The organism is Alcaligenes sp. PF14 (assembly GCF_037150615.1).
Classification (GTDB): domain Bacteria; phylum Pseudomonadota; class Gammaproteobacteria; order Burkholderiales; family Burkholderiaceae_B; genus Alcaligenes; species Alcaligenes phenolicus.
Window position 1 is genome coordinate 319,048 of sequence record NZ_JBAGRS010000004.1, and the last position, 19,692, is coordinate 338,739.

A 19,692-nucleotide genomic window follows, 5' to 3' on the forward strand; every position below is an offset into this window, starting at 1 on the left:
TGTCCACGGGCAAAGTGCTGATCGGCAATTGCGAATGATACAAATGCACACACCCTGAGCCTTTGACGACTCAGGGTGTTCGGGGGCAGTGCCTAATCAGCGTTGCTGCTCGCCAAAGGCTTGGCGAACAGTCAAGAACTGTTAAGGAATCTCGCGCATCTCGATGTCGGTGACATCACGCGAACGTGGTGTGGTCGACTGTTTGCTGGCAGCGGCAGGGCGGCGGCGCTGGTCCCAATAGGCTTTGACGCCGAAAGGACGGCCACTAATACGCGCCACAATGTATAAAATGCCGATCGCAATAGCGGTAGAAACCATGAAGATAAACGCCATGATTGCACCGAAAATTGTCAGCAAGACAAAGAGGGCTGTGCGGATAATCTGGTTAAATGTGTTCATAGGGTTAGTATGACATCATAAGTGTAAAAAAATTCCTCTTGAACCGCTAATTTTCTGGTTTAAAGGTATGGTGATGTTTCTTTATATCAAGGTTTTGGATAAATGACAGTGAGTTCCGAGCGCGTGTTGCAAGCCCTGGCGAGTGTGACCGATCCCAACACGTTAAAGAAGTTATCGGTCGATGCGGGTCGATGCGAGCTGAGCATTGACCAGAACCAGGTTGAGCTGACTTTGCACCTGCCCTATACGGCTTATGACATTCAGGGACAGCTGCGCGAACGTATCGAGCAAGCCTTGACAGGCGTGGGTGCCACCCTGTCCAAGCTGCATTTGAATCCCCGCATTGGCGTGCATGCTGTGCAGGAAGGGTTGCGACCCATGCCCAATATCCGCAACATTATTGCGGTGTCCTCGGGCAAGGGCGGTGTGGGTAAAAGTACAACGTCGGTGAACCTGGCTTTGGCCTTGCATATGCAAGGTGCGCGTGTTGGTTTGCTGGATGCGGATATTTATGGCCCTAGCGTGCCCACCATGCTGGGCCTGCACGAGCGCCCACGCAGTGCAGACGGCAAGATGATGGAGCCGCTGATTGGTCACGGTTTGCAAGCCAACTCGATTGGTTTCCTGCTGGACGAAGACGCTCCCGCAATCTGGCGCGGCCCGATGGCAACCCAGGCGCTGACACAGCTGCTTACACAAACGCGTTGGGATGATCTGGACTACCTGATTATCGATATGCCTCCCGGCACTGGCGATATCGCCTTGACCTTGTCGCAGAAAGTGCCTTTGACGGGTGCAGTGATTGTGACCACTCCTCAGGATCTGGCGCTGATCGATGCCAAGCGTGGCTTGAACATGTTCCAGAAGGTGAATGTGCCTGTTCTGGGTATTGTGGAAAACATGTCGGTCCATATCTGCTCGAACTGTGGTCATGCTGACCCGGTCTTCGGTCAGCATGGTGGTCGCGATATGGCCAGCCAGTTCAACGTGCCTTGGCTGGGTGCCTTGCCGTTGGCAATGAGCATTCGGGCTCAGACCGACTCCGGTACCCCGACGGTGATTGCCAGCGCAGACAGTCCCGAGGCCCGCCTGTATCACGAGATTGCCAATCGCGTTTCGGCTAACTTGTCGCAACTTCCTCCAGACACGTCGGGGCAGCGCCCCAAGGTTGTTCCTCGTCCTCTTTGAGTACGTATGCGCAAATCCGGCTTTTGCCTGTTGTTTTCGATAGTCCTGAGCCCTGCAGTATGGGCTCAGTCTTCCGTTCCCGATGTCATTATTGATCCGGGGGGCGTGCCCCCCCAGGCGCTGAAAGAAATTCAGCGCGCGGTCAGTGCCATTACACGTTTGGCGGAAGACCAGGACTTGGGAGAGGTCTCGCGTCTGCGGCGCCGGGCTCACGATGCGACCGTCTCCGCCTTGCAGACTCAGGGTTATTTTGACTCTGTGGTCACGCTGGAGGTGGGTGAGGATTCCAGCGGTGAATATTGGGACATCATTATTCAGCCGGGCGAAATCACGCGCGTACGAGACATTGCCCTGGACTTCAAAGGCAAGATTCAGGAGCCGGAATATCAGGTGCGTCTGGAAGGGATCAAAGCCAGCTTTCCTTTGAAAGTGGACGATCCCTTTTTGAATTCGGTCTGGTCCTCCGCCAAGTCGGATCTGCTGGAAAGTGTACAGCGCCAGGACTTTTACTACGCTCGTTACATAGACACGCGGGCAACCGTATTGGCCGATGAAGGCGTGGCCGACCTTTCCCTGAAAGTGGATAGCGGGCCGAGGGTTCGCATGGGGCCGCTGGAAACCACTGGCCTGAAGCGAGTTCCCCAGTCTCTGGTAGACCGCTATGTGCGCTATACCCCCGGTGATCCTTACGATCAGGACAAGCTGGACGAGTGGCAGCAATCTTTGGCTGCCACCACTTTTTTCCGGGGTGCCTTTGTCACCCTGGATGAACAAGCCGGCAAAAAGAAAGAGCTTCCAGATGGTGATGTAGAACTGCCTGTACGTGTACGGGTTACAGAAGCGCCATCCAGGCAGTTCACCGGCTCCTTGGGTTTTGACAGTGACCACGGCGCGCGTGTTGAGGCCTTGTATCGAAAGAATATTGTGTTTGGCCTGCCGATCTGGACCGAGGCCGGTATTGGCGTGGATAAAAAACGTCAGCGGGCCTTTTATGACATTCACTTGCCGCCCACCATTAGCGGCTACAAGAACAGTTTTGGTGTCTTGTACGATCGCTCGGACATTGAAGGTTTGGACACGGAGCGGGCGGCCCTGGGCTGGAAGCTGCGCCAGGAGCGACAGGCAGCGGGCAATAGCCGCGTGGAATATGAAACCGAATGGGGCTTACTGGGCGCCTGGGACAAAACCAAGATTTCCGGTCTGCCCACCCGTGAAACACCTTCTGCCATTGCAACCTGGCAATGGCTGCGTCGGGACGTAGACAAGAAGTACGATCCGCGCGAAGGCAATCTGATTGATTTTGGCGTGGGCGCCGGTGTCACGCTGGACAAGGGCGAGACCTTTTACCGCAGTAATTTGCGATTGCAGCAGTGGTGGCCAGTTGGGGAGCGGGATATTTTGTCCCTGCGGGGTGAAATCGGTAAGGTTTGGCGCATGACGGACCGCACACCGCCTGACTTCGGTTATCGCACCGGGGGCGCTCGCAGTGTCCGTGGCTACAAATATCAAAGCATTGGGCTTCGACAAGGCGACGCCGTGGTGGGCGCGCCAGCCATGGCCGTAGCCAGCGTGGAATACACGCACTTTTTCACCAGTATGTATGGCATGCGAGCTTTTGTTGACGTGGGTGACGCTGCGCCCAGCTTTGGTGATATGGATTTAGCCTGGGGCTACGGTTTGGGTGCGGTGGTGCGCACCCCTGCTGGCCCTTTCAATCTTGATCTGGCCTATGGTCAGCGAGACAAACGCGTACGTTTGAGCTTTTCTTTGGGAATCGCATTTTAATGGCTTGGGTTCGGCGCTGGTTCCGATATTTCGCTTTGTGGGGCATTCCCTTTGTGGTGATTGCCCTGCTGCTTGTTTGCGGCTTTGTGTATTGGGTGCTGGCCAGTCAGGCCGGTACAAGCTGGGCCTTGCGCACGGCTTTGCCCTATGCGCAGGGCAGCGCCCAAGGCGTGCGTGGAACCATCTGGGATGGCTTGAGTATCGACCACCTGGTGCTTGGCCTGCCGGACACCCATGTGGATATCGAGCGTTTGCGCTTGCAGGCCAACTGGAAAGAACTGTGGGAACGCCGCCTGCACGTGGTAGAGCTTAGTGCTCAGAAAGTGGATGTGGCCTTGACCTCCTCGGACGAGCCCAAGTCCGACGAGCCCTTCACAATGCCCGAGCTGCCTATCAGCATTGCCGTGGACAAGCTGGCTTTGGGGCAGTTCTTGTTAACGCAGGATGGCACGCCCTTGCCGGTCGCGATTGCGGATTTGTCTTCGGCACTGGCGTTGGATTCCGACAGCGCGCAGCTTCGACTGTACGATTTGATGGTGGCTAATGAGTCCATCCGCGCCGGCTTTCAGGGTGAGGTGGAGTTGGCGGGACTACAAGCGCCTTACCCGGCACGAGCCGATATTCAAATCATTGCTCGCGGTTTGACGGCCGATTCGCCTATTTGTGCGAAACAGTATTTGCCTGCTTATGCAGAGCCGTCGAAATCCGGCAAACCTGCCGAGAAGGCAGTAGTCGATCGGTCCAAAAAAACAGCCACGGTTGAAACGGCCAAGACCAGTGCCAAGGCTGCAATAACACAGCAAGGTCAAGCTGAGGCCAGCGCCCCGAGTCATGCAACTCCTGCCAGCCCGCCAGTCGATCAGCCCGTAGACGCCCAGGGTGTCGCCGGAGTCATCAGCTCCGAGCCCGAGGGTAGTACGGGTCTTGTCGATGAAGAACGTATCCAGGAACCAGTTGCTGTTCCTGAGCCCGAGCCTTTGCCCGATTGTGTGGTCAACGCTCAAATCACCTTGAATGGCTCTCTGGAACAAGCCACCTTGCTGCTTAACGGACAGGGCCAGGGCTATAGCCTGGACGCCAGCGCAGAATTGAGCCCGCTGGATTCCGTGCCAGTGCGTCAGGCCAAGGTGGCGGTGAAACTGCCGGACGAGTCCTCGCTGGATGCAGACTTCGCCTGGGATGCCACGCAGGAAGGTGTGCACGTTCAGGATCATTTCAAAGGTCAGTTCCGCAGCGACAAGCTTGATCTGCATGCCTTGTTGGGCGATGTGCTGCCCGACGCCCTGATTAATACCCAAGGCCAGTTCGATGTGGTCTTGGCGGATAAAGAACAATTGCTCTCCGCGGATGTGGATGTGCAGCTTTTGCAGGGCAGTCGCTGGAACAAGCAGGCCGCTATCGGGCAGATCAAGGCAAAAGCGTCGGCTCCGGCTCAGCCGGGCCAAGCGGATTGGTGGCGTTTGCTGTCGGTTTCGGATGTGCTCACCGATATGAAGATCGGGGATAACCAGGTTCAGTTGAAAGGTGGTTTTGGCATGTCTGGCAAGGCCGAGCTGGATTTGCTGGCGAAGATGCCTCGTGCCGAGCAACTGTGGCCTGGCCTGGAGCTGGGCAAGGCGTCGGCAGAAGGGCAGTTGCGTGGCGATATCGCTCATCACACCCTGCAGTTGAAGGGCCAGTACGACTTGGGCGGCAAGGCCAAGGGGCAGTTGGGCCAAGGCATGGCCGAGGCCGATCTGGCACTGGAAGGTGGCTGGCATTTTGCCGATCAGGGCAAGGCCGCGTATTGGGATGGCAAGGTAAACCGTTTGGTGGCCGACCATGCCGGTTTGATCGTGCGTTTGCAGTCGGCACTGCCTGTGCGTTTTACCGATGCTCTGCGGGCGCCGGAGCCTCCTGTTCAAGTTGCCACAGCAGAGGCCAAGGACCAATCCAAGGTTGAAGGTGGTGCAGCAGGCCAGGGGGCCGCCAAGGAAGAAGGAGCGGCTCAGGCCGGTATAAATCCTGAAACTAAGGGCAGCCCCGATACTAAGCCTGCTGCTGCGGCCAATGCTGCTCCGTCTGCTTCATCGGCAGCAGAGCAAGCGAAGGCACAGGCTGGCGTTCCCGAAAACTCAGCCGATAAAACAGCAAACGCTCCCAAGGCACCCGAGCCTTTGGCTCCCTGGTCAGTGCGAGTTGGTGCCGGTACCTTGAGCACCACAGTTGATGGCGAACCCTGGATCAATCTGCGTCATCAGGAATCCACTTACCAGCCTGGACAATGGGCCAGCCGTGGTGAGTTGTTGGATCTGGTCCTGTCCGAGCCTCGCATCGCGCGCTTGCTGCGTAAAGTCGGCGTAGAAGAAAACGCTGACAAGGCCAAGGGTGGCGTCAAGATTGCCAAGAACAAGAAAACCCAGCCGCCCGAAATTGATATCAAAGCGCGCTGGGACCTGAAATTTAATGGCGCCTTGTCCGGCCAGGTGCGCGTCGACCGCGTGGCGGGGGATGTACAGGTTTTTGCTGAGCCGCCCATGTCCCTGGGGCTGGAAGATCTGAGTATCGTCATCAATGCGAAACCTACCTCGGCCACGACCAGCCGTCTGGATGCCCAGATGGATGTGCGTACCAAGGAAATGGGTTACGTCACAGCCAAGGCCCAGACTCCTCTTCACGGGCTGGCCTTGAATGAGAACGATCGCAAAACGGTCAGCATACAAGCCAATATTGATGACTTGAGCTGGACGCGCCTGTTCCTGGGCGATGCCATGGAGCTGGGCGGTCGCTTGAATGCAGACGTGAATATTGATGTGGGCGCGAAATGGGCCTGGACCAGTCGTGGCACGGTAAGGGGCCGCGAGTTGCGTTTCACACGTCTGGATGACGGCATCCGTCTAATTGACGGTCAGTTGGATGCCCGTTTCGATGGTGACATCTTCCGCCTGGAGTCCTTGACGTTCCCGGCTCGCCCACGAGTAGAGCCGCAGGAATGGCGTACCGCAACCTGGTTGAAAGAGAGCCCGGACGCCAAGGATGGCAAGCTGACTGTGTCGGGGCAGTGGAACCTGAGCACTCAGCAAGGGGCCTTTGACGTGGATATTTTCCGCTTCCCGATTCTGCAGCGCTCCGATCGTTACGCCATGATGTCCGGCAATATCAATCTGGACATGGAACTGCCGCGTATTGCCATTACCGGCAAGGTTGTTGCTGATGCGGGCTGGTTCAACCTGGACATGTTGGGTGGTATTCCCACTGTTGATAGCGATGTGGTGATTGTGCGGGCAGGCGACGAACCGGCTTCCGAGCCTTCCCAGGCTGCAACCGACATGAGCATGGAAATTGATGTGGATCTGGGGCCGCGTTTTTACCTGACGGGTTACGGCGTGAACTCCGGTCTGGTTGGCAGCCTGAGGGTCACCATGATTGGCGGCAAGTTGACCGGCATGGGTGCCTTGCGCACTCGTGGCGGGCGAATTGAGCTTTATGGTCAGAAGTTGCTGCTCAAACGCGGAACCGTGACCTTCCAGGGTGACATTACCTCGCCTATTCTGGACATCGAAGCCTTGCGTACCGGTCAGGCAGTAGAAGCAGGTGTTAAGGTAGCCGGTACGGCTCGCAAGCCCAGAATTGATTTGGTGTCCTACCCGGAAGTCAGCGAAGTTGAAAAACTGTCCTGGCTCCTGCTGGGCCACGGGCCGGATGATTCTGGTGGTGACATGGCCTTGCTGCTCAGTGTCGGGACGTCCTTCCTGGGCGATGGCGAGCCCTTCTACCGCAAGTTCGGGATTGATGAAGTGGCCATGCGCTCGGGCGACCTGGGCAGTGCCGGTAGCATTTTGCCGGTGGAAAGTGTGGTCAAATCCCTGAACAGCGGCACCAGCAACGAAGAGCGCAAGTTTATTGCGATCACCAAGGCACTGACGGCGGATATTTCCGTTAGCCTGGAGCAGGCCATGGCCGATACCGGAACGGTGGGTCGAGCCAGCTACCGCCTGGCACGAGGCCTGACGGCTGAGGTCAGCGCCGGTACGGTAAACGGTCTGGCCCTGATTTACCGCTGGTTCTCGAAGGATTGATGCGGGCTTGCCCGGCGCAAAGCGGGCAGAGAATTGTGGCGCAAATGACATATTTGCGCCGCAATTGGCTTGTGTGTGTATCTAAACGATAAAATAACCGGTTACTGATTTAAGGCGGCTAATTTCTTATGAGTATCAAAAGCGACCGTTGGATTCGGCGGGCTGCTGCCCAGGGCATGATCGAGCCTTTCGAACCAGGCCAAGTGCGCAATGTAGACGGACAACGTATCGTCAGCTACGGCACCAGCAGCTATGGCTACGATGTGCGTTGTGCCAACGAATTCAAGATTTTCACCAACATCAACTCGACCATCGTGGACCCCAAGGCTTTCGATGAAAAATCCTTTGTGGATTTTGTCGGTGATGTGTGCATTATTCCGCCCAATTCTTTCGCGCTGGCCCGCACGGTTGAGTACTTCCGTATTCCTCGCAGTGTGTTGACCATGTGTCTGGGCAAGAGCACCTATGCCCGTTGCGGCATCATCGTGAACGTGACTCCGCTGGAACCCGAGTGGGAAGGCCACGTCACCCTGGAGTTTTCCAACACCACCCCGCTGCCAGCCAAGATTTACGCCGGTGAAGGGTGTGCACAGATGTTGTTCTTTGAAAGCGATGAAGTGTGCGAAGTGTCGTACCGCGACCGCGGCGGCAAATATCAAGGTCAGCTAGGCGTTACCCTGCCTCGTACCTAGGAGTTCTGGATGAAGTTTCGTTTTCCCATCGTCATCATCGACGAAGACTACCGTTCCGAAAATACGTCGGGCCTGGGCATTCGAGCCCTGGCCTCGGCGATAGAGGCCGAAGGCGTAGAGGTTCTCGGGGTCACCAGCTATGGTGACCTTAGTTCTTTTGCGCAACAGCAAAGCCGCGCGAGCGCCTTCATTTTGTCGATTGATGATGAGGAATTCGATGTGGATTCCCCGGAGGATGTCGCCAATGCGATCAAGAACCTGCGCTCCTTTATTGGCGAGCTGCGGTTCCGCAACGAGGACATCCCCATCTATCTGTACGGCGAGACACGCACCTCGCAGCATATCCCCAACGATATTTTGCGCGAGCTGCACGGCTTCATTCACATGTTTGAGGACACGCCCGAGTTCGTGGCGCGTCACATCATCCGTGAAGCCCGCTCCTACCTGGAAAGCCTGGCGCCGCCGTTTTTCCGCGAGCTGGTCAAGTACGCTTCTGACGGTTCCTATTCCTGGCACTGCCCAGGGCATTCGGGAGGCGTAGCCTTTCTGAAAAGCCCGGTTGGCCAGATGTTTCACCAGTTTTTTGGTGAAAACATGTTGCGTGCCGACGTCTGTAATGCGGTCGATGAATTGGGCCAACTGCTGGACCACACCGGCCCGGTGGCCGAGGCCGAGCGCAATGCTGCCCGTATCTTCCATGCCGACCACTGTTTTTTCGTGACGAACGGAACGTCCACGTCCAACAAGATCGTCTGGCACGCCAATGTGGCCAATAACGACGTGGTGGTTGTGGACCGTAACTGCCACAAGTCGATTCTGCACGCCATTACCATGACGGGCGCTATCCCGGTGTTTCTGCGCCCCACGCGCAACCACCTGGGCATTATTGGCCCGATTCCGCAAGACGAGTTCCTGCCGGAAAACATTGCGCGCAAGATCGAGGCCAATCCCTTTGCCAGCAAGGCCAAGAACAAGAAGCCTCGTATTCTGACGCTGACGCAAAGCACCTATGACGGTGTGATCTACAACGTGGAAATGATCAAGGAAACCCTGGACTCCAAGATCCCCACGCTGCATTTTGATGAGGCCTGGTTGCCGCATGCGGCGTTCCACGATTTCTATCACGACATGCACGCCATTGGTGCGGACCGTCCGCGCACCAAAGACACCATGATCTACGCTACGCACTCCACGCACAAAATGCTGGCTGGCTTGTCGCAGGCGTCCCAGATTACGGTGCAGGATGCGGAGAACCGCCCCTTGGACCGCAACGTGTTCAATGAAGCCTACCTGATGCACACCAGCACCAGCCCGCAGTACGCGATTATTGCGTCCTGTGATGTGGCGGCGGCCATGATGGAGCCGCCTGGCGGCACCGCATTGGTCGAGGAAAGCATTTGCGAGGCCATGGACTTTCGTCGCGCCATGCGCAAGGTGTCCAAGGAATACGGCGAGAACGACTGGTGGTTCAAGGTTTGGGGACCGGACAATCTGCCTGAAGAAGGCATAGGCGAGCGTGACGACTGGATTCTGCGCTCCGATGCGGAGTGGCACGGCTTTGGCAAGTTGTCGACCAACTTCAACATGCTGGACCCGGTCAAAGCCACGGTAGTGACTCCTGGCCTGGATATTTCCGGCACCTTTGCTGAACAGGGTATTCCTGCCGCTCTGGTCTCCAAGTATCTGGCCGAGCACGGCGTGGTAGTCGAGAAAACCGGCCTGTACTCCTTCTTTATTCTGTTCACTATTGGCATCACCAAGGGCCGCTGGAATACCTTGTTGACCGCCTTGCAGCAGTTCAAGGACGATTACGACCGCAATCAGCCCATGTGGCGCATTTTGCCGGACTTCTGCAAGACCCAGCCCACGTACGAGCGCATGGGCTTGCGTGATCTGTGTCAGCAGATTCACCAGGCTTACCGCAAGTACGATCTGGCCCGCCTGACCACCGAGGTTTACCTGAGCGACATGATTCCCGCTCTGAAACCCTCGGACGCCTATGCCAAGATGGCGCACGGCGATATCGAGCGCGTTGGCATTGACGAACTGGAAGGCCGTGTGACGGGTGTCTTGCTGACGCCTTACCCTCCCGGTATTCCCTTGCTGATTCCTGGCGAACGCTTTAACTCGCGCATTGTGGAGTACCTGCAATTTGCACGCGAGTTCAATGCCCGCTTCCCTGGCTTTGAGACCTATGTGCATGGACTGGCGCAGGATATCGGCCCTGATGGACTGCCACGCTACTACGTAGATTGTGTGCTTGAGTCTGAAACCAACGAGTAAACCCGCGTGATCCCTTTTTTTGATGTTGCCGTCATCGGCGCAGGTGCGGCCGGTATGATGGCTGCCAGTATCGCAGGCCAGCGCGGCCTGCGAGTGGTACTGATTGATCACGCTGAAAAGCTGGCCGAGAAAATCCGTATTTCCGGTGGAGGGCGCTGCAACTTCACCAATACGGGCACCTCGCCCGAGAATTTTCTGTCCAAGAATCCGCATTTTTGCCGTTCGGCCTTGGCGGGCTATACCCCTCAGGATTTTCTGGAGCTGGTGCGGGAGTACCGCATCGGCTTTCATGAAAAGCACAAAGGCCAGTTGTTCTGTGATGACTCCAGCGAGTCCATCATCCAGATGCTGCGTCAGGAGTGTTTGAAAGGGCAGGTGTCCTGGCGCATGCCCTGTTCGGTGCAGTCCATTGGCCGTACCGAGGACGGCTTTGTGCTGCGCACCGGTCAGGGGGATTTGAATGCCTTGCAAGTGGTGATTGCCACGGGCGGCATGGCGATTCCGCAGCTGGGTTCCACGGACTATGCCTTGCGCGTGGCACGTCACTTCGGCTTGAAAGTGATTGAGCCGCACCCCGCTCTAGTCCCTTTGACCTTTGACGGTCGGGATTGGAAGCCATTTTCTGCTTTGAGCGGCATGGCTTTGGAGGTGGAGGTCAGCACAGGGCAGGGCAAGCAACGTCAGGCCTTTCTGGAAGATCTGCTGTTTACGCACCGTGGCTTGTCCGGGCCGGGTATCTTGCAGATCTCCAGCTACTGGCAGTCGGGCGAGAGCATTAGTGTGGACTTGGCTCCCGGTCAGGACATCGCGCAACAATTATTGGATCTGAAGGCGGGTAACCGTCAGCAACTGGTCACTGTCTTGTCGACCTTGTGGCCGCGCCGTCTGGTCGAACAATGGCTGGATACCTCGGACTTGTTGCCCAAAGGCGTGGGACAGCAACGTCTGGCTGATCTGCCGGATCGCGTGTTGCGCACGGTGGGACAGGTGATTAATGGCTGGGAGTTGAAACCTAGTGGCACCGCAGGCTATAAAAAGGCGGAAGTGATGAGCGGTGGCGTGGATACACGCGAGCTCAATCAGAAGAGCATGGAAGCGCGTAAAGTACCTGGTCTGTACTTCATCGGTGAAGCGGTCGATGTCACCGGCTGGCTGGGCGGGTATAACTTCCAATGGGCCTGGGCGTCGGCAGCAGCGTGTGCACGCGCCTTGAAGACACAGGCAGAGCAGGGTTAAGTATGCGAGCAGGAAGGGCAGTGGGCATGGTCTGCTGCCGTTTCTGAAATCATCGGAATTGTTGGCTGGTCAGTCAGGGAGGCGATATGCAGCTGCCAGGAGATAGAAAGTACGTAGTAAGCCACGAGTGGGCCAAAGATGAAGACGGTGTTGTGCTGGTTGGCATTACCGACTTTGCTCAAGATCAGTTGGGCGACCTGGTGTTTGTGGGTGACTTCACCCCAGGGACGCGTCTGGCTGCGGGTGCTACAGCGGGTGTGGTGGAGTCGGTGAAGGCCGCCTCCGACATTTACGCGCCTGTGGCGGGCGAGCTGGTGGAGTTCAACCAGGCCTTGTCCGATGCACCGCATCTGATCAATGAAGCTCCATTTGATACCTGGATTTTCAAGCTCAAGGCTGACAATCCGGCTGATCTGCAAGGTTTGCTGGATGGCCCTGCCTATGCCGCGGTGGCTGAGTAAGTTCAGATATTGAGTTAGCAGGAATACGCCTTGGTCTTGCCTGATTTTGGCGGACTGATCGCAAAAAAGGCCTGAATCCGTGTCATCGGATTCAGGCTTTTTATTTGGTTTCGAGCATACGCGGTTAAGCGTGCAGTGAGACGGATAGCTTGGGCCAAGTAGCCGGTTTTCTTAACTACGGCGGCGGTACGTCACGTAGTCGTAAGTGAAACCGTTTTCCTCAGGCTGAGGCAGGCGCTCCACTTCTTGCCACTCCCCGGCGGGCAGTTCCGGAAAGAAAGTATCCCCGTCCACATCAGCCTTGATCTCGGTCGCAATCAGTTCTTGCGCCACAGGCAAGGCCAGACGGAAAAGCTGTTCGCCACCAATCACACAAGCGGTTTCAAAGCCGGGGCAGGCTGCCAGGGCATCCTCCAGATTGCTGAATACCTGCGCACCTTCTGCCTGGTAAACCGCATTGCGGCTGATCACCAGATTCGGGCGGCCGGGCAAGGGGCGGCCCAGAGACTCCCAGGTTTTACGGCCCATGATGATGGGCAAACCCATGGTTACGCGTTTGAAGTGCTGCAAATCGGAAGGCAGGCGCCAGGGCAGGTCATTGTCCTTGCCAATGCAGCGATTGGCCGCATAGGCAACGACCAGGCGAATGAAAGGAGTGGAACTCATACGGCAACCGGCGCCTTGATGTGGGGATGAGGATCGTAGTCGGTGATTTCGAAGTCTTCGTACTCGTAATCAAACAGACTGGCGGGTTTGCGCTTGATCGTCAGCTTGGGGTAGGGGCGAGGCTCGCGCGAGAGCTGTAGCTCTGCTTGTTCGAAGTGGTTGGAGTACAGGTGACAGTCACCACCAGTCCAGATGAAATCACCCACTTCCAGATCACATTGCTGCGCCATCATGTGAGTCAGCAAGGCGTAGCTGGCGATATTGAAGGGCACGCCCAGGAAAATATCGGCACTGCGCTGGTAGAGCTGGCAGGACAGCTTGCCGTCTGCCACATAAAACTGGAACAGGGCGTGGCATGGGGGCAGGGCCATCTGGCCCACATCCGCTACGTTCCAGGCCGAAACAATCAGGCGGCGTGAGTCGGGGTTTTTGCGGATCTGTTCCACCAACTGACTGATCTGGTCGATATGACGGCCATCGGGAGTGGGCCAGGAACGCCATTGCACACCATAGACCGGGCCCAGATTGCCGTCCTTGTCGGCCCATTCGTCCCAGATGGATACGCCGCGCTCTTGCAGCCAGCGCACATTGGACTCACCACGCAAAAACCACAGCAACTCAATAAAGATGCTGCGGGTATGCAGTTTCTTGGTGGTGATCAGCGGGAAACCCTGCGACAGATCGAAGCGCATTTGGTGACCAAATACCGAGTTCGTGCCGGTGCCGGTGCGGTCCCCTTTGGGAGTGCCTTGGGTGTAGACCAGGCGCAGCAGGTCTTCGTAGGGATACAGGGACATGGTGGCCTCAGGCTTGCTGAATGTCGACGGAATAGGTGATCTCGGCTGTTTTGCCCAGCATGGCCGAAGCGGAGCAGTACTTGTCGTGCGACAGTTGTACGGCACGCTCAACGGCGGCCTGGGGCAGATCCTTGCCAGTGACCACAAAAGTGAAGTGAATCTTGGTAAAGACTTTGGGGTCGGTGTCGGCGCGTTCGGCGGTCAGCTTGACCTGGCAGCCGGTAATGGCGTGCCGACCACGCTTGAGGATCAGCACCACGTCGTAGGCTGCGCAGCCACCGGCGCCGGTCAGCAGCATTTCCATGGGGCGTGGAGCCAGGTTATTGCCGCCACCTTCGGGTGCACCGTCCATGGCCGTCACATGACCACTGCCTGTACGGGCAACGAACAACATTCCGTCTTTGCCGCCCCAGTCGATTGTGCATTCCATATGAATTCCTTTGTTTGCAGTGCGAGCCAAGACTCGTCAGTAGATTGATAGCGGTGATTGTACTTTTTGATGAGGGCTGTGTCGCGCCTGGATGGAAACCAGGTTTAGCGTGATTTGACGCGGATTTTTGCAGCTTTATTGCTAATTGAAATGTGAAGCCCGGATGTGAGCCTTGTCACTTCTCAGGGCATCTGATGGTGGCGGATGTGGCACCCGTATAAGAAATTCCATATGGACAAATCAGAGCAGAACCATGCTCTTTGTAAGATTTAGACTGGTTTTGTTGTTTGTCCTAGGATAAACTGCTGTGCGGTACACGGCATTTTGAAACAGATATGTCACAGGGGTTTACCCTCGCCTATAATGGCTGTCGCCCGTATACCAAAAAATGTCGTGCTCGTATTTGTTCTGTCTCAATAAACCTTGCTTTCAATGGGGGCTTTATTCGGACGTCACAAGCGGGTGTTTTAACATGACGGCTCTCGCGACCTAGGCAGTCGCAGATTTTTTGCGTCCATGCTCTTTTGATCTGCGACGCGTCAAGGTGCCGCCGAGCTGCTTGGCAGCTTCACATTAACCAGGCCTGGATCATTGTGAATACCGTTTCAATACTGCTACTAGCTTTCATATTGTCCGTTACAGGACTCTTTGTTTTCATCTGGTCGTTACGCCGTAACTTCTTTGACCACAGTCCCGCTGCTTCGCGAGAGATCTTCTCCAAAGGCGAAATCGGGCAGGTAGATGACCCCTCCGCCACCCCTGAACAACGTCAGGCACTTCAAGAAGAGATGGGCCGCAAGGCAATTTCGGCTGAAGATCGTCAGGCGCTGAGCCTTGAATTGGCAGAACGCGTGGAAGCCGACCGCTCCTCCGCCAAGGTCACTTTCATTTTGCTGGCCTGTTCGGTCTTCTGGCTGCTCTTTGCCTCGACGGCAGGCTTGATCAGCTCGATCAAGCTGCACGATCCCGAATTTCTGACGCAACACGCCTGGATGACCTTTGGTCGCATGCGTACGCTGCACCTGAACGGTGTGGCTTACGGCTGGGCTCCAATGGCCGCGTTCGGCGTTGCCATGTGGATGCTGCCTCGTTTGCTCAAGACTCCCCTGATCGGTGCGCGTTATGCCATCACGGGCGGGATCTTGTGGAACATTGGTCTGGCTATCGGTCTGACATGTATCGCGATGGGTATCACCGACGGTATGGAATGGCTGGAAATGCCTTGGCAGGTTGATATCCTGATGGTTATCGGTGGTGCTCTGGCAGCCTTGCCTTTGGTCTTCACCTTGCAAAACCGTCGTGCTCACCACCTGTATGTGTCGGTGTGGTACATGGGCGCAGCCCTGTTCTGGTTCCCCATCCTGTTCCTGGTCGGCAACCTGCCTGCCGTGCACGTGGGTGTTGAACAAGCAACCATGAACTGGTGGTTTGGCCACAACGTGCTGGGTCTGTTCTACACCCCGATGGCTCTGGCTTCGGTGTACTACTTCCTGCCCAAGATCATCGGTCAGCCTATCAGCTCCTACAACCTGTCTCTGGTGGGTTTCTGGGGTCTGGCATTTTTCTACGGTCAGGTTGGTGGTCACCACCTGGTTGGCGGTCCTGTGCCGCAGTGGATGGTTACCCTGTCCATCGTCCAAAGCATGATGATGATCATCCCCGTGCTGGCTTTCTCGATCAACCAGCACTACACCATGAAGGGTCACTTCCGTACCCTGATTCACTCGCCTACCCTGCGCTTTATCGTGCTGGGCGGCATGATGTACACCGTCAGCTCCATTCAAGGTTCTTTTGAAGCGCTGCGCAGCATCAACACGATTACCCACTTCACGCACTTCACGGTTGCCCACGCCCATATCGGCTTGTACGGCTTCTTTACCATCGTGATGTTCGGTGCCATCTACTACGTGATGCCACGCGTGATGTCCTGGGAATGGCCTTACCCCAAACTGATCTCCCTGCACTTCTGGCTGGTTGTGATTGGTTTCTCCATCTACGCTATTGGTCTGAGTATTGGCGGTTGGCTGCAAGGTCTGGCCATGCTTGATCCTGCCAAAGCCTTCATGGAATCGGTGTTTGTCACGATGCCTTACCTGAAGTCGCGCTCGATTGGTGGTGGTTTGATGACTCTGGGTCACCTTGTGTTTGCCTTCCACTTTGTGGCAATGGCTTTGCGCTATGGCAGCCGTCGTATTGGTCCAGCCCTGTTTCACCAGCGCTCGGCAACTCGCAATGTAGTGGAGGCATGATTTAGTCATGGAAAGCGAATACAAACTATTGGGCGGCGCCATGGTGACGCTCGCCCTGGCCACATCGGCTCTGGTCGTTGTCCCTTACCTGCAAGTTAAAAGGGTGGAGCCTTCTCCAGGCCTGAAGCCTTACACGGAAGTGCAACTGCGCGGTCGTCAGCAATACATTGATATGGGCTGTGTCTACTGTCACTCGCAGCAGCCACGTAGCCAGAACCAGGCTCCTGACTTCCAGCGTGGCTGGGGTCGTGCCTCGGTAGCAGGCGACTACTTCTACGACACGCCTCACCTGCTCGGCACCATGCGTACCGGCCCTGACCTGCTCAATATTGGTGCTCGTCAGCCTAGCGTGGACTGGCACCTGGGTCACTTGTATCAGCCTCGTGCTTATACCCCTGGCAGCAATATGCCTTCTTACCCCTTCATGTTCGAGCTCAAGGACAAGGCAGAGGAAGGCGACAAGGTTGTCAACTTGCCAGGTGATTTCGCACCGGAAGGCAAGGTGGTTGTGGCCAAGCAAGAGGCCCTGGACCTGGTTGAATACCTGTTGGCGCTGGATCGTACGTATCCCGTATCGCCAGCCAGCGTTATCAAATAAACAGGCATTGCTGAGCTAGCGCGCCCCGCAAGGCGGGGCGCCTCGGAGAATTAGAATGAGCGACAATCGTAAATATGAAGCACAGCTGCGTGAGCATTCCGATCCGGAAGAAAACGCAGCACCGATCCCTTGGGTGGTTCTGCTGATCATTGCAGGTCTGTTCCTGTGGGGCATCTACTATATTTTCAGCAGTGACCTGAGCCATGACGCAACCGTGGGCGACAACCGTATCGTTGCCGACTTCGAATTGCCAGAAGGCGCGGTAGATGGTCAGCAGCTGTTCGTAGCCCAATGTGCCGCCTGTCACCAGGCAACGGGTGCCGGTGTTCCAGGCGTGTTCCCTCCGCTGGTGGGTTCCGAATGGGTACTGCGCAAGCCTGAAGTTTTGGTCCAGATCATGCTGCACGGTATTACGGGTGAGATCACGGTCAAGGGTAATAAGTACAATGGTGCGATGCCCGAGTTCCGCGAGAAGTTCAATGACGAGGAAATGACGGCCGTTGTTAATTACCTGCGTACAGAATTGGGTGGCAATAGCGCCGATCCTGTGGACGTGGCCTTTGTCAAAGCCGAACGTGAAAAAACCGCTGATAAAACCGATCCTTGGAATGGGGATGCTGATCTGGCTCCCATGGAAGAGTAAGACTGAAATGATGGGCCAGCGATGAGACTATTTATAAGTATTCTCCTGGTCTTCGCCCTGGGTATTGGGGCACTGGCCCATTTGACGCAAGGGTTCTCCGCCCTGACAGCCGAGACGGCCCGTCGCAATGATGTTGCCGCCTCGCCGCGTTTGATCTCCGATGTCGAAGTACTGCTCCCTGCCGGGGGCAGTACCCAGCTAAGCTCTCTGCTGCAAAACGATGGCCGTATTACCATCGTCAATTTCATCTATACCCGCTGTGTCACGCTATGTCTGGCGATGGGCTCGGAGTATCAGCAACTGCAAAAAGCGATTGTGGACGAAGGCTTGCAGGACCGTATCCGCCTGCTGAGCATCAGTTTCGATCCCACCGATTCGCCTGATCACCTGCGCCGCTATAGCAAAACCATGAAGGCCAACCCGGACGTCTGGCAATTTGTCACCATGATGCCTGGCGAGCAGCGTCAACGTGTGCTGGATGATTTTGGTATCGTCGTTATTCCCGCCCCTTTCGATGAGTACGAGCACAACGCAGCCTATCACGTTGTCAGCGCCGAACCGCGCCTGGGTCGTATCGTGGATTACGGTGAGCCTATGTTGGCCCTGGCTTATGCCAAGCGCGCCCTCGAGGATCTGGACAAGAAGGGAGCGATGTAATGTCCTTAAAACGTGTCGTCGAATCCCCTAAAGTACGTCCTTATTTTGGTAGTGCCCTGGCATTGGTGGCAGCTTTGCTGTTTGCTGCCGCAGCCTTCTGGGATCGCCCTCTGACCGCCTCCATGAGTCTGCATATGCTGGTGCATATTCCCTTGTTGGTCCTGTCGGGCATTAGCTTGCAACTGGCCTTGCGCTACCAGGGGGTTGGCCGTTCGGCTGCCATGCAGTCCTTGCTGCGCCCGTATTACGCCCTGAATGAATATGGTTTGCCCGGTTTGATCATGGTCAGCTTTGCGGCGGCTTACTGGATGGTTCCCAAAGCACTGGACGATGTGCTGGTATCGCCTCCCATGGCCACTGCCAAATATATCGGTCTGGTCTTGATGGGCATGTTGTTCATGGAGTCCTGGCGCCGCGCCCATCTGGTGTTTCGTCTGTTTTTCTTTGGTAATTTCAGTTGGATGATGGCTATTGTTGGTCTGCTGTATTACGACAATCCGGTTCGGCTCTGTAATTTCTATCTACAGTCTGACCAAGAGATTGCCGGCATAGGCCTGGTTATCATGGCTTGTGTGCTGCCATTGCTTTGGCTCTTGTCTGAGAGCAAGGCAGTGATCGCCTTTTTGCGGCAATAATACCCATCCATTTTGTTTTGCAGGTGTCCTCATGAGCCATACCGTTTCCAACAGCGATACCCGTCTGTACCGACGCAACAGCTTTTTTGACCAGATTCTGAGCGAGACGAATCGGGCCCTGGAAGTATTGGGACGTTCGGCACGCGCGTCGCGCCCGAATCCCGCAGGCAAGGAGGTGTCCGAGATTACGGCTGACGAAGCCCGCCATGCTGCCGGCTTGATGCGTGTGAACCATGTAGGCGAGATTTGCGCCCAAGCCTTGTACCGTAGCCAGGCTATGTTGTGCAAAGATCCCCAGGCAAGCGAAGTGCTGCTGCAAGCTGCGCAGGAAGAGGTGGATCACCTGTCCTGGTGCGATGACCGTTTGCGCGAGCTGGATAGCCGCCCTAGCGTGTTCAACCCCTTGTGGTATGCCGGTTCCTTCGCGCTGGGTTTGCTCGCCAGCCGGGCAGGGGTGCCGTATAACCTTGGTTTTATGGCCGAGACAGAGCGCCAGGTTGAAGAGCATCTGGAAAGCCATCTGGAGTCCTTGCCTGCTACAGACAATCGCTCGCGTCGGATCGTAGAAAAAATGCGCGATGACGAGATTGAGCATCGTCGTACCGCCGAGAATCATGGGGCTGTGGGTTTGCCTCCACCTGTCAAAACCTTGATGCGCATGATGTCCAAAGTCATGACGACAACGGCGTATCGCTTGTAAAAGGGGTTCTGGGCCTAGTCACTTCTTCGTGAGTGCTGAGCTTTCAGGGATGCAAGCAGCAATAACGGGTCAATTACTGACCCGTTTTTCTTTGTGGGTTTGGAGCTTGTTTGGCGGCTTAGGGTTAACGACTAGATACCTGGACTGATATTTGCGTTAGGAAATTGATGCATTAATGCGACAAGATACGCATCTAAGGGTTTTCCACAGCATTT

Annotated in this window: 17 protein-coding genes; 13 read left to right on the forward strand and 4 right to left on the reverse strand. The window is 56.1% G+C overall.

All coding sequences use genetic code 11. The features are described from left to right. Positions 1-141: 141 nt before the first annotated feature. Positions 142-399, reverse strand: a complete 258-nt coding sequence (locus WFM49_RS10930; protein WP_009461132.1) for a hypothetical protein — start codon at positions 397-399, stop codon at positions 142-144. 102 nt (positions 400-501) lie between these two features. Between WFM49_RS10930 and apbC the strand changes: the two genes are divergently transcribed. From apbC to gcvH, 7 genes are all read left to right on the forward strand, one after another. Next, positions 502-1,587, forward strand: a complete 1,086-nt coding sequence (gene apbC, locus WFM49_RS10935; RefSeq protein ID WP_009461131.1) for an iron-sulfur cluster carrier protein ApbC — start codon at positions 502-504, stop codon at positions 1,585-1,587. 6 nt (positions 1,588-1,593) lie between these two features. After that, complete coding sequence (locus tag WFM49_RS10940) at positions 1,594-3,372, forward strand: autotransporter assembly complex protein TamA (RefSeq protein ID WP_009461130.1); 1,779 nt, start codon at positions 1,594-1,596, stop codon at positions 3,370-3,372. Beyond that, entirely contained in the window at positions 3,372-7,430 is a 4,059-nt protein-coding gene (locus WFM49_RS10945) for a translocation/assembly module TamB domain-containing protein (protein ID WP_336973213.1), read from the forward strand. The genes WFM49_RS10940 and WFM49_RS10945 overlap by 1 nt, the downstream gene beginning before the upstream one ends. Before the next feature lie 128 nt (positions 7,431-7,558). Then, the gene (gene dcd, locus WFM49_RS10950) at positions 7,559-8,122 is read left to right on the forward strand and encodes a dCTP deaminase (RefSeq protein ID WP_009461128.1); all 564 of its coding nucleotides are present in this window, start codon (positions 7,559-7,561) and stop codon (positions 8,120-8,122) included. A gap of 9 nt (positions 8,123-8,131) precedes the next feature. Next, a complete protein-coding gene (locus WFM49_RS10955) occupies positions 8,132-10,405 on the forward strand; it encodes an arginine/lysine/ornithine decarboxylase (RefSeq protein WP_026485019.1) in 2,274 nt (757 codons plus the stop codon). Positions 10,406-10,411: 6 nt separating this feature from the next. Next, positions 10,412-11,641: an NAD(P)/FAD-dependent oxidoreductase gene (locus WFM49_RS10960; RefSeq protein WP_009461126.1), complete on the forward strand. Its 1,230-nt coding sequence runs from the start codon at positions 10,412-10,414 to the stop codon at positions 11,639-11,641. Positions 11,642-11,727: 86 nt separating this feature from the next. Beyond that, positions 11,728-12,102, forward strand: coding sequence for a glycine cleavage system protein GcvH (gene gcvH / locus WFM49_RS10965; RefSeq protein ID WP_021446974.1), 375 nt, complete (start codon positions 11,728-11,730; stop codon positions 12,100-12,102). A gap of 171 nt (positions 12,103-12,273) precedes the next feature. On the opposite strand, the gene WFM49_RS10970 is transcribed toward gcvH, so the two are convergent. From WFM49_RS10970 to WFM49_RS10980, 3 genes are read right to left on the reverse strand one after another with little or no spacing between them, the layout of a single operon-like run. Next, a complete protein-coding gene (locus WFM49_RS10970; RefSeq protein WP_009461124.1) occupies positions 12,274-12,768 on the reverse strand; it encodes a dihydrofolate reductase in 495 nt (164 codons plus the stop codon). Next, entirely contained in the window at positions 12,765-13,565 is an 801-nt protein-coding gene (locus WFM49_RS10975) for a thymidylate synthase (RefSeq protein ID WP_009461123.1), read from the reverse strand. Before WFM49_RS10975 ends, WFM49_RS10970 begins: the two co-directional genes overlap by 4 nt. Before the next feature lie 7 nt (positions 13,566-13,572). Further along, positions 13,573-13,995: an OsmC family protein gene (locus WFM49_RS10980; RefSeq protein WP_009461122.1), complete on the reverse strand. Its 423-nt coding sequence runs from the start codon at positions 13,993-13,995 to the stop codon at positions 13,573-13,575. 593 nt (positions 13,996-14,588) lie between these two features. On the opposite strand from WFM49_RS10980, the gene WFM49_RS10985 reads away from it, so the two are divergent. The 6 genes from WFM49_RS10985 to coq7 are packed head-to-tail and all read left to right on the forward strand — an operon-like array spanning position 14,589 to position 19,477. Beyond that, positions 14,589-16,244, forward strand: coding sequence for a cbb3-type cytochrome c oxidase subunit I (locus tag WFM49_RS10985; RefSeq protein WP_031232725.1), 1,656 nt, complete (start codon positions 14,589-14,591; stop codon positions 16,242-16,244). Positions 16,245-16,251: 7 nt separating this feature from the next. Further along, positions 16,252-16,842 (forward strand): cbb3-type cytochrome c oxidase subunit II, encoded by a 591-nt coding sequence (locus WFM49_RS10990; protein WP_009461121.1) that lies wholly within the window; start codon positions 16,252-16,254, stop codon positions 16,840-16,842. A 55-nt stretch (positions 16,843-16,897) separates the two neighbouring features. Continuing rightward, complete coding sequence (locus WFM49_RS10995) at positions 16,898-17,485, forward strand: c-type cytochrome (RefSeq protein WP_009461120.1); 588 nt, start codon at positions 16,898-16,900, stop codon at positions 17,483-17,485. Between the two features lie 21 nt (positions 17,486-17,506). Further along, positions 17,507-18,142 (forward strand): SCO family protein, encoded by a 636-nt coding sequence (locus WFM49_RS11000; RefSeq protein ID WP_009461119.1) that lies wholly within the window; start codon positions 17,507-17,509, stop codon positions 18,140-18,142. Next, positions 18,142-18,777 carry a hypothetical protein gene (locus WFM49_RS11005; RefSeq protein ID WP_009461118.1) on the forward strand — a complete coding sequence of 212 codons (636 nt, stop codon included), beginning with the start codon at positions 18,142-18,144 and terminating at the stop codon, positions 18,775-18,777. The genes WFM49_RS11000 and WFM49_RS11005 overlap by 1 nt, the downstream gene beginning before the upstream one ends. A gap of 31 nt (positions 18,778-18,808) precedes the next feature. Beyond that, positions 18,809-19,477, forward strand: a complete 669-nt coding sequence (coq7, locus tag WFM49_RS11010; protein WP_250756696.1) for a 2-polyprenyl-3-methyl-6-methoxy-1,4-benzoquinone monooxygenase — start codon at positions 18,809-18,811, stop codon at positions 19,475-19,477. Positions 19,478-19,692 lie beyond the last annotated feature (215 nt).

Excerpts from the sequence above, each read along its gene's own strand:
- WFM49_RS10990 (WP_009461121.1), top strand. The coding sequence starts at position 16,252 with ATGGAAAGCGAATACAAACTATTGGGCGGCGCCATGGTGACGCTCGCC.
- WFM49_RS10945 (WP_336973213.1), top strand. The coding sequence starts at position 3,372 with ATGGCTTGGGTTCGGCGCTGGTTCCGATATTTCGCTTTGTGGGGCATT.
- WFM49_RS10995 (WP_009461120.1), top strand. The coding sequence starts at position 16,898 with ATGAGCGACAATCGTAAATATGAAGCACAGCTGCGTGAGCATTCCGAT.
- WFM49_RS10980 (WP_009461122.1), bottom strand. The coding sequence starts at position 13,995 with ATGGAATGCACAATCGACTGGGGCGGCAAAGACGGAATGTTGTTCGTT.
- WFM49_RS11000 (WP_009461119.1), top strand. The coding sequence starts at position 17,507 with ATGAGACTATTTATAAGTATTCTCCTGGTCTTCGCCCTGGGTATTGGG.
- WFM49_RS10975 (WP_009461123.1), bottom strand. The coding sequence starts at position 13,565 with ATGTCCCTGTATCCCTACGAAGACCTGCTGCGCCTGGTCTACACCCAA.
- dcd (WP_009461128.1), top strand. The coding sequence starts at position 7,559 with ATGAGTATCAAAAGCGACCGTTGGATTCGGCGGGCTGCTGCCCAGGGC.
- WFM49_RS10955 (WP_026485019.1), top strand. The coding sequence starts at position 8,132 with ATGAAGTTTCGTTTTCCCATCGTCATCATCGACGAAGACTACCGTTCC.
- WFM49_RS10940 (WP_009461130.1), top strand. The coding sequence starts at position 1,594 with ATGCGCAAATCCGGCTTTTGCCTGTTGTTTTCGATAGTCCTGAGCCCT.
- WFM49_RS10970 (WP_009461124.1), bottom strand. The coding sequence starts at position 12,768 with ATGAGTTCCACTCCTTTCATTCGCCTGGTCGTTGCCTATGCGGCCAAT.
- apbC (WP_009461131.1), top strand. The coding sequence starts at position 502 with ATGACAGTGAGTTCCGAGCGCGTGTTGCAAGCCCTGGCGAGTGTGACC.
- WFM49_RS11005 (WP_009461118.1), top strand. The coding sequence starts at position 18,142 with ATGTCCTTAAAACGTGTCGTCGAATCCCCTAAAGTACGTCCTTATTTT.
- WFM49_RS10930 (WP_009461132.1), bottom strand. The coding sequence starts at position 399 with ATGAACACATTTAACCAGATTATCCGCACAGCCCTCTTTGTCTTGCTG.
- gcvH (WP_021446974.1), top strand. The coding sequence starts at position 11,728 with ATGCAGCTGCCAGGAGATAGAAAGTACGTAGTAAGCCACGAGTGGGCC.
- coq7 (WP_250756696.1), top strand. The coding sequence starts at position 18,809 with ATGAGCCATACCGTTTCCAACAGCGATACCCGTCTGTACCGACGCAAC.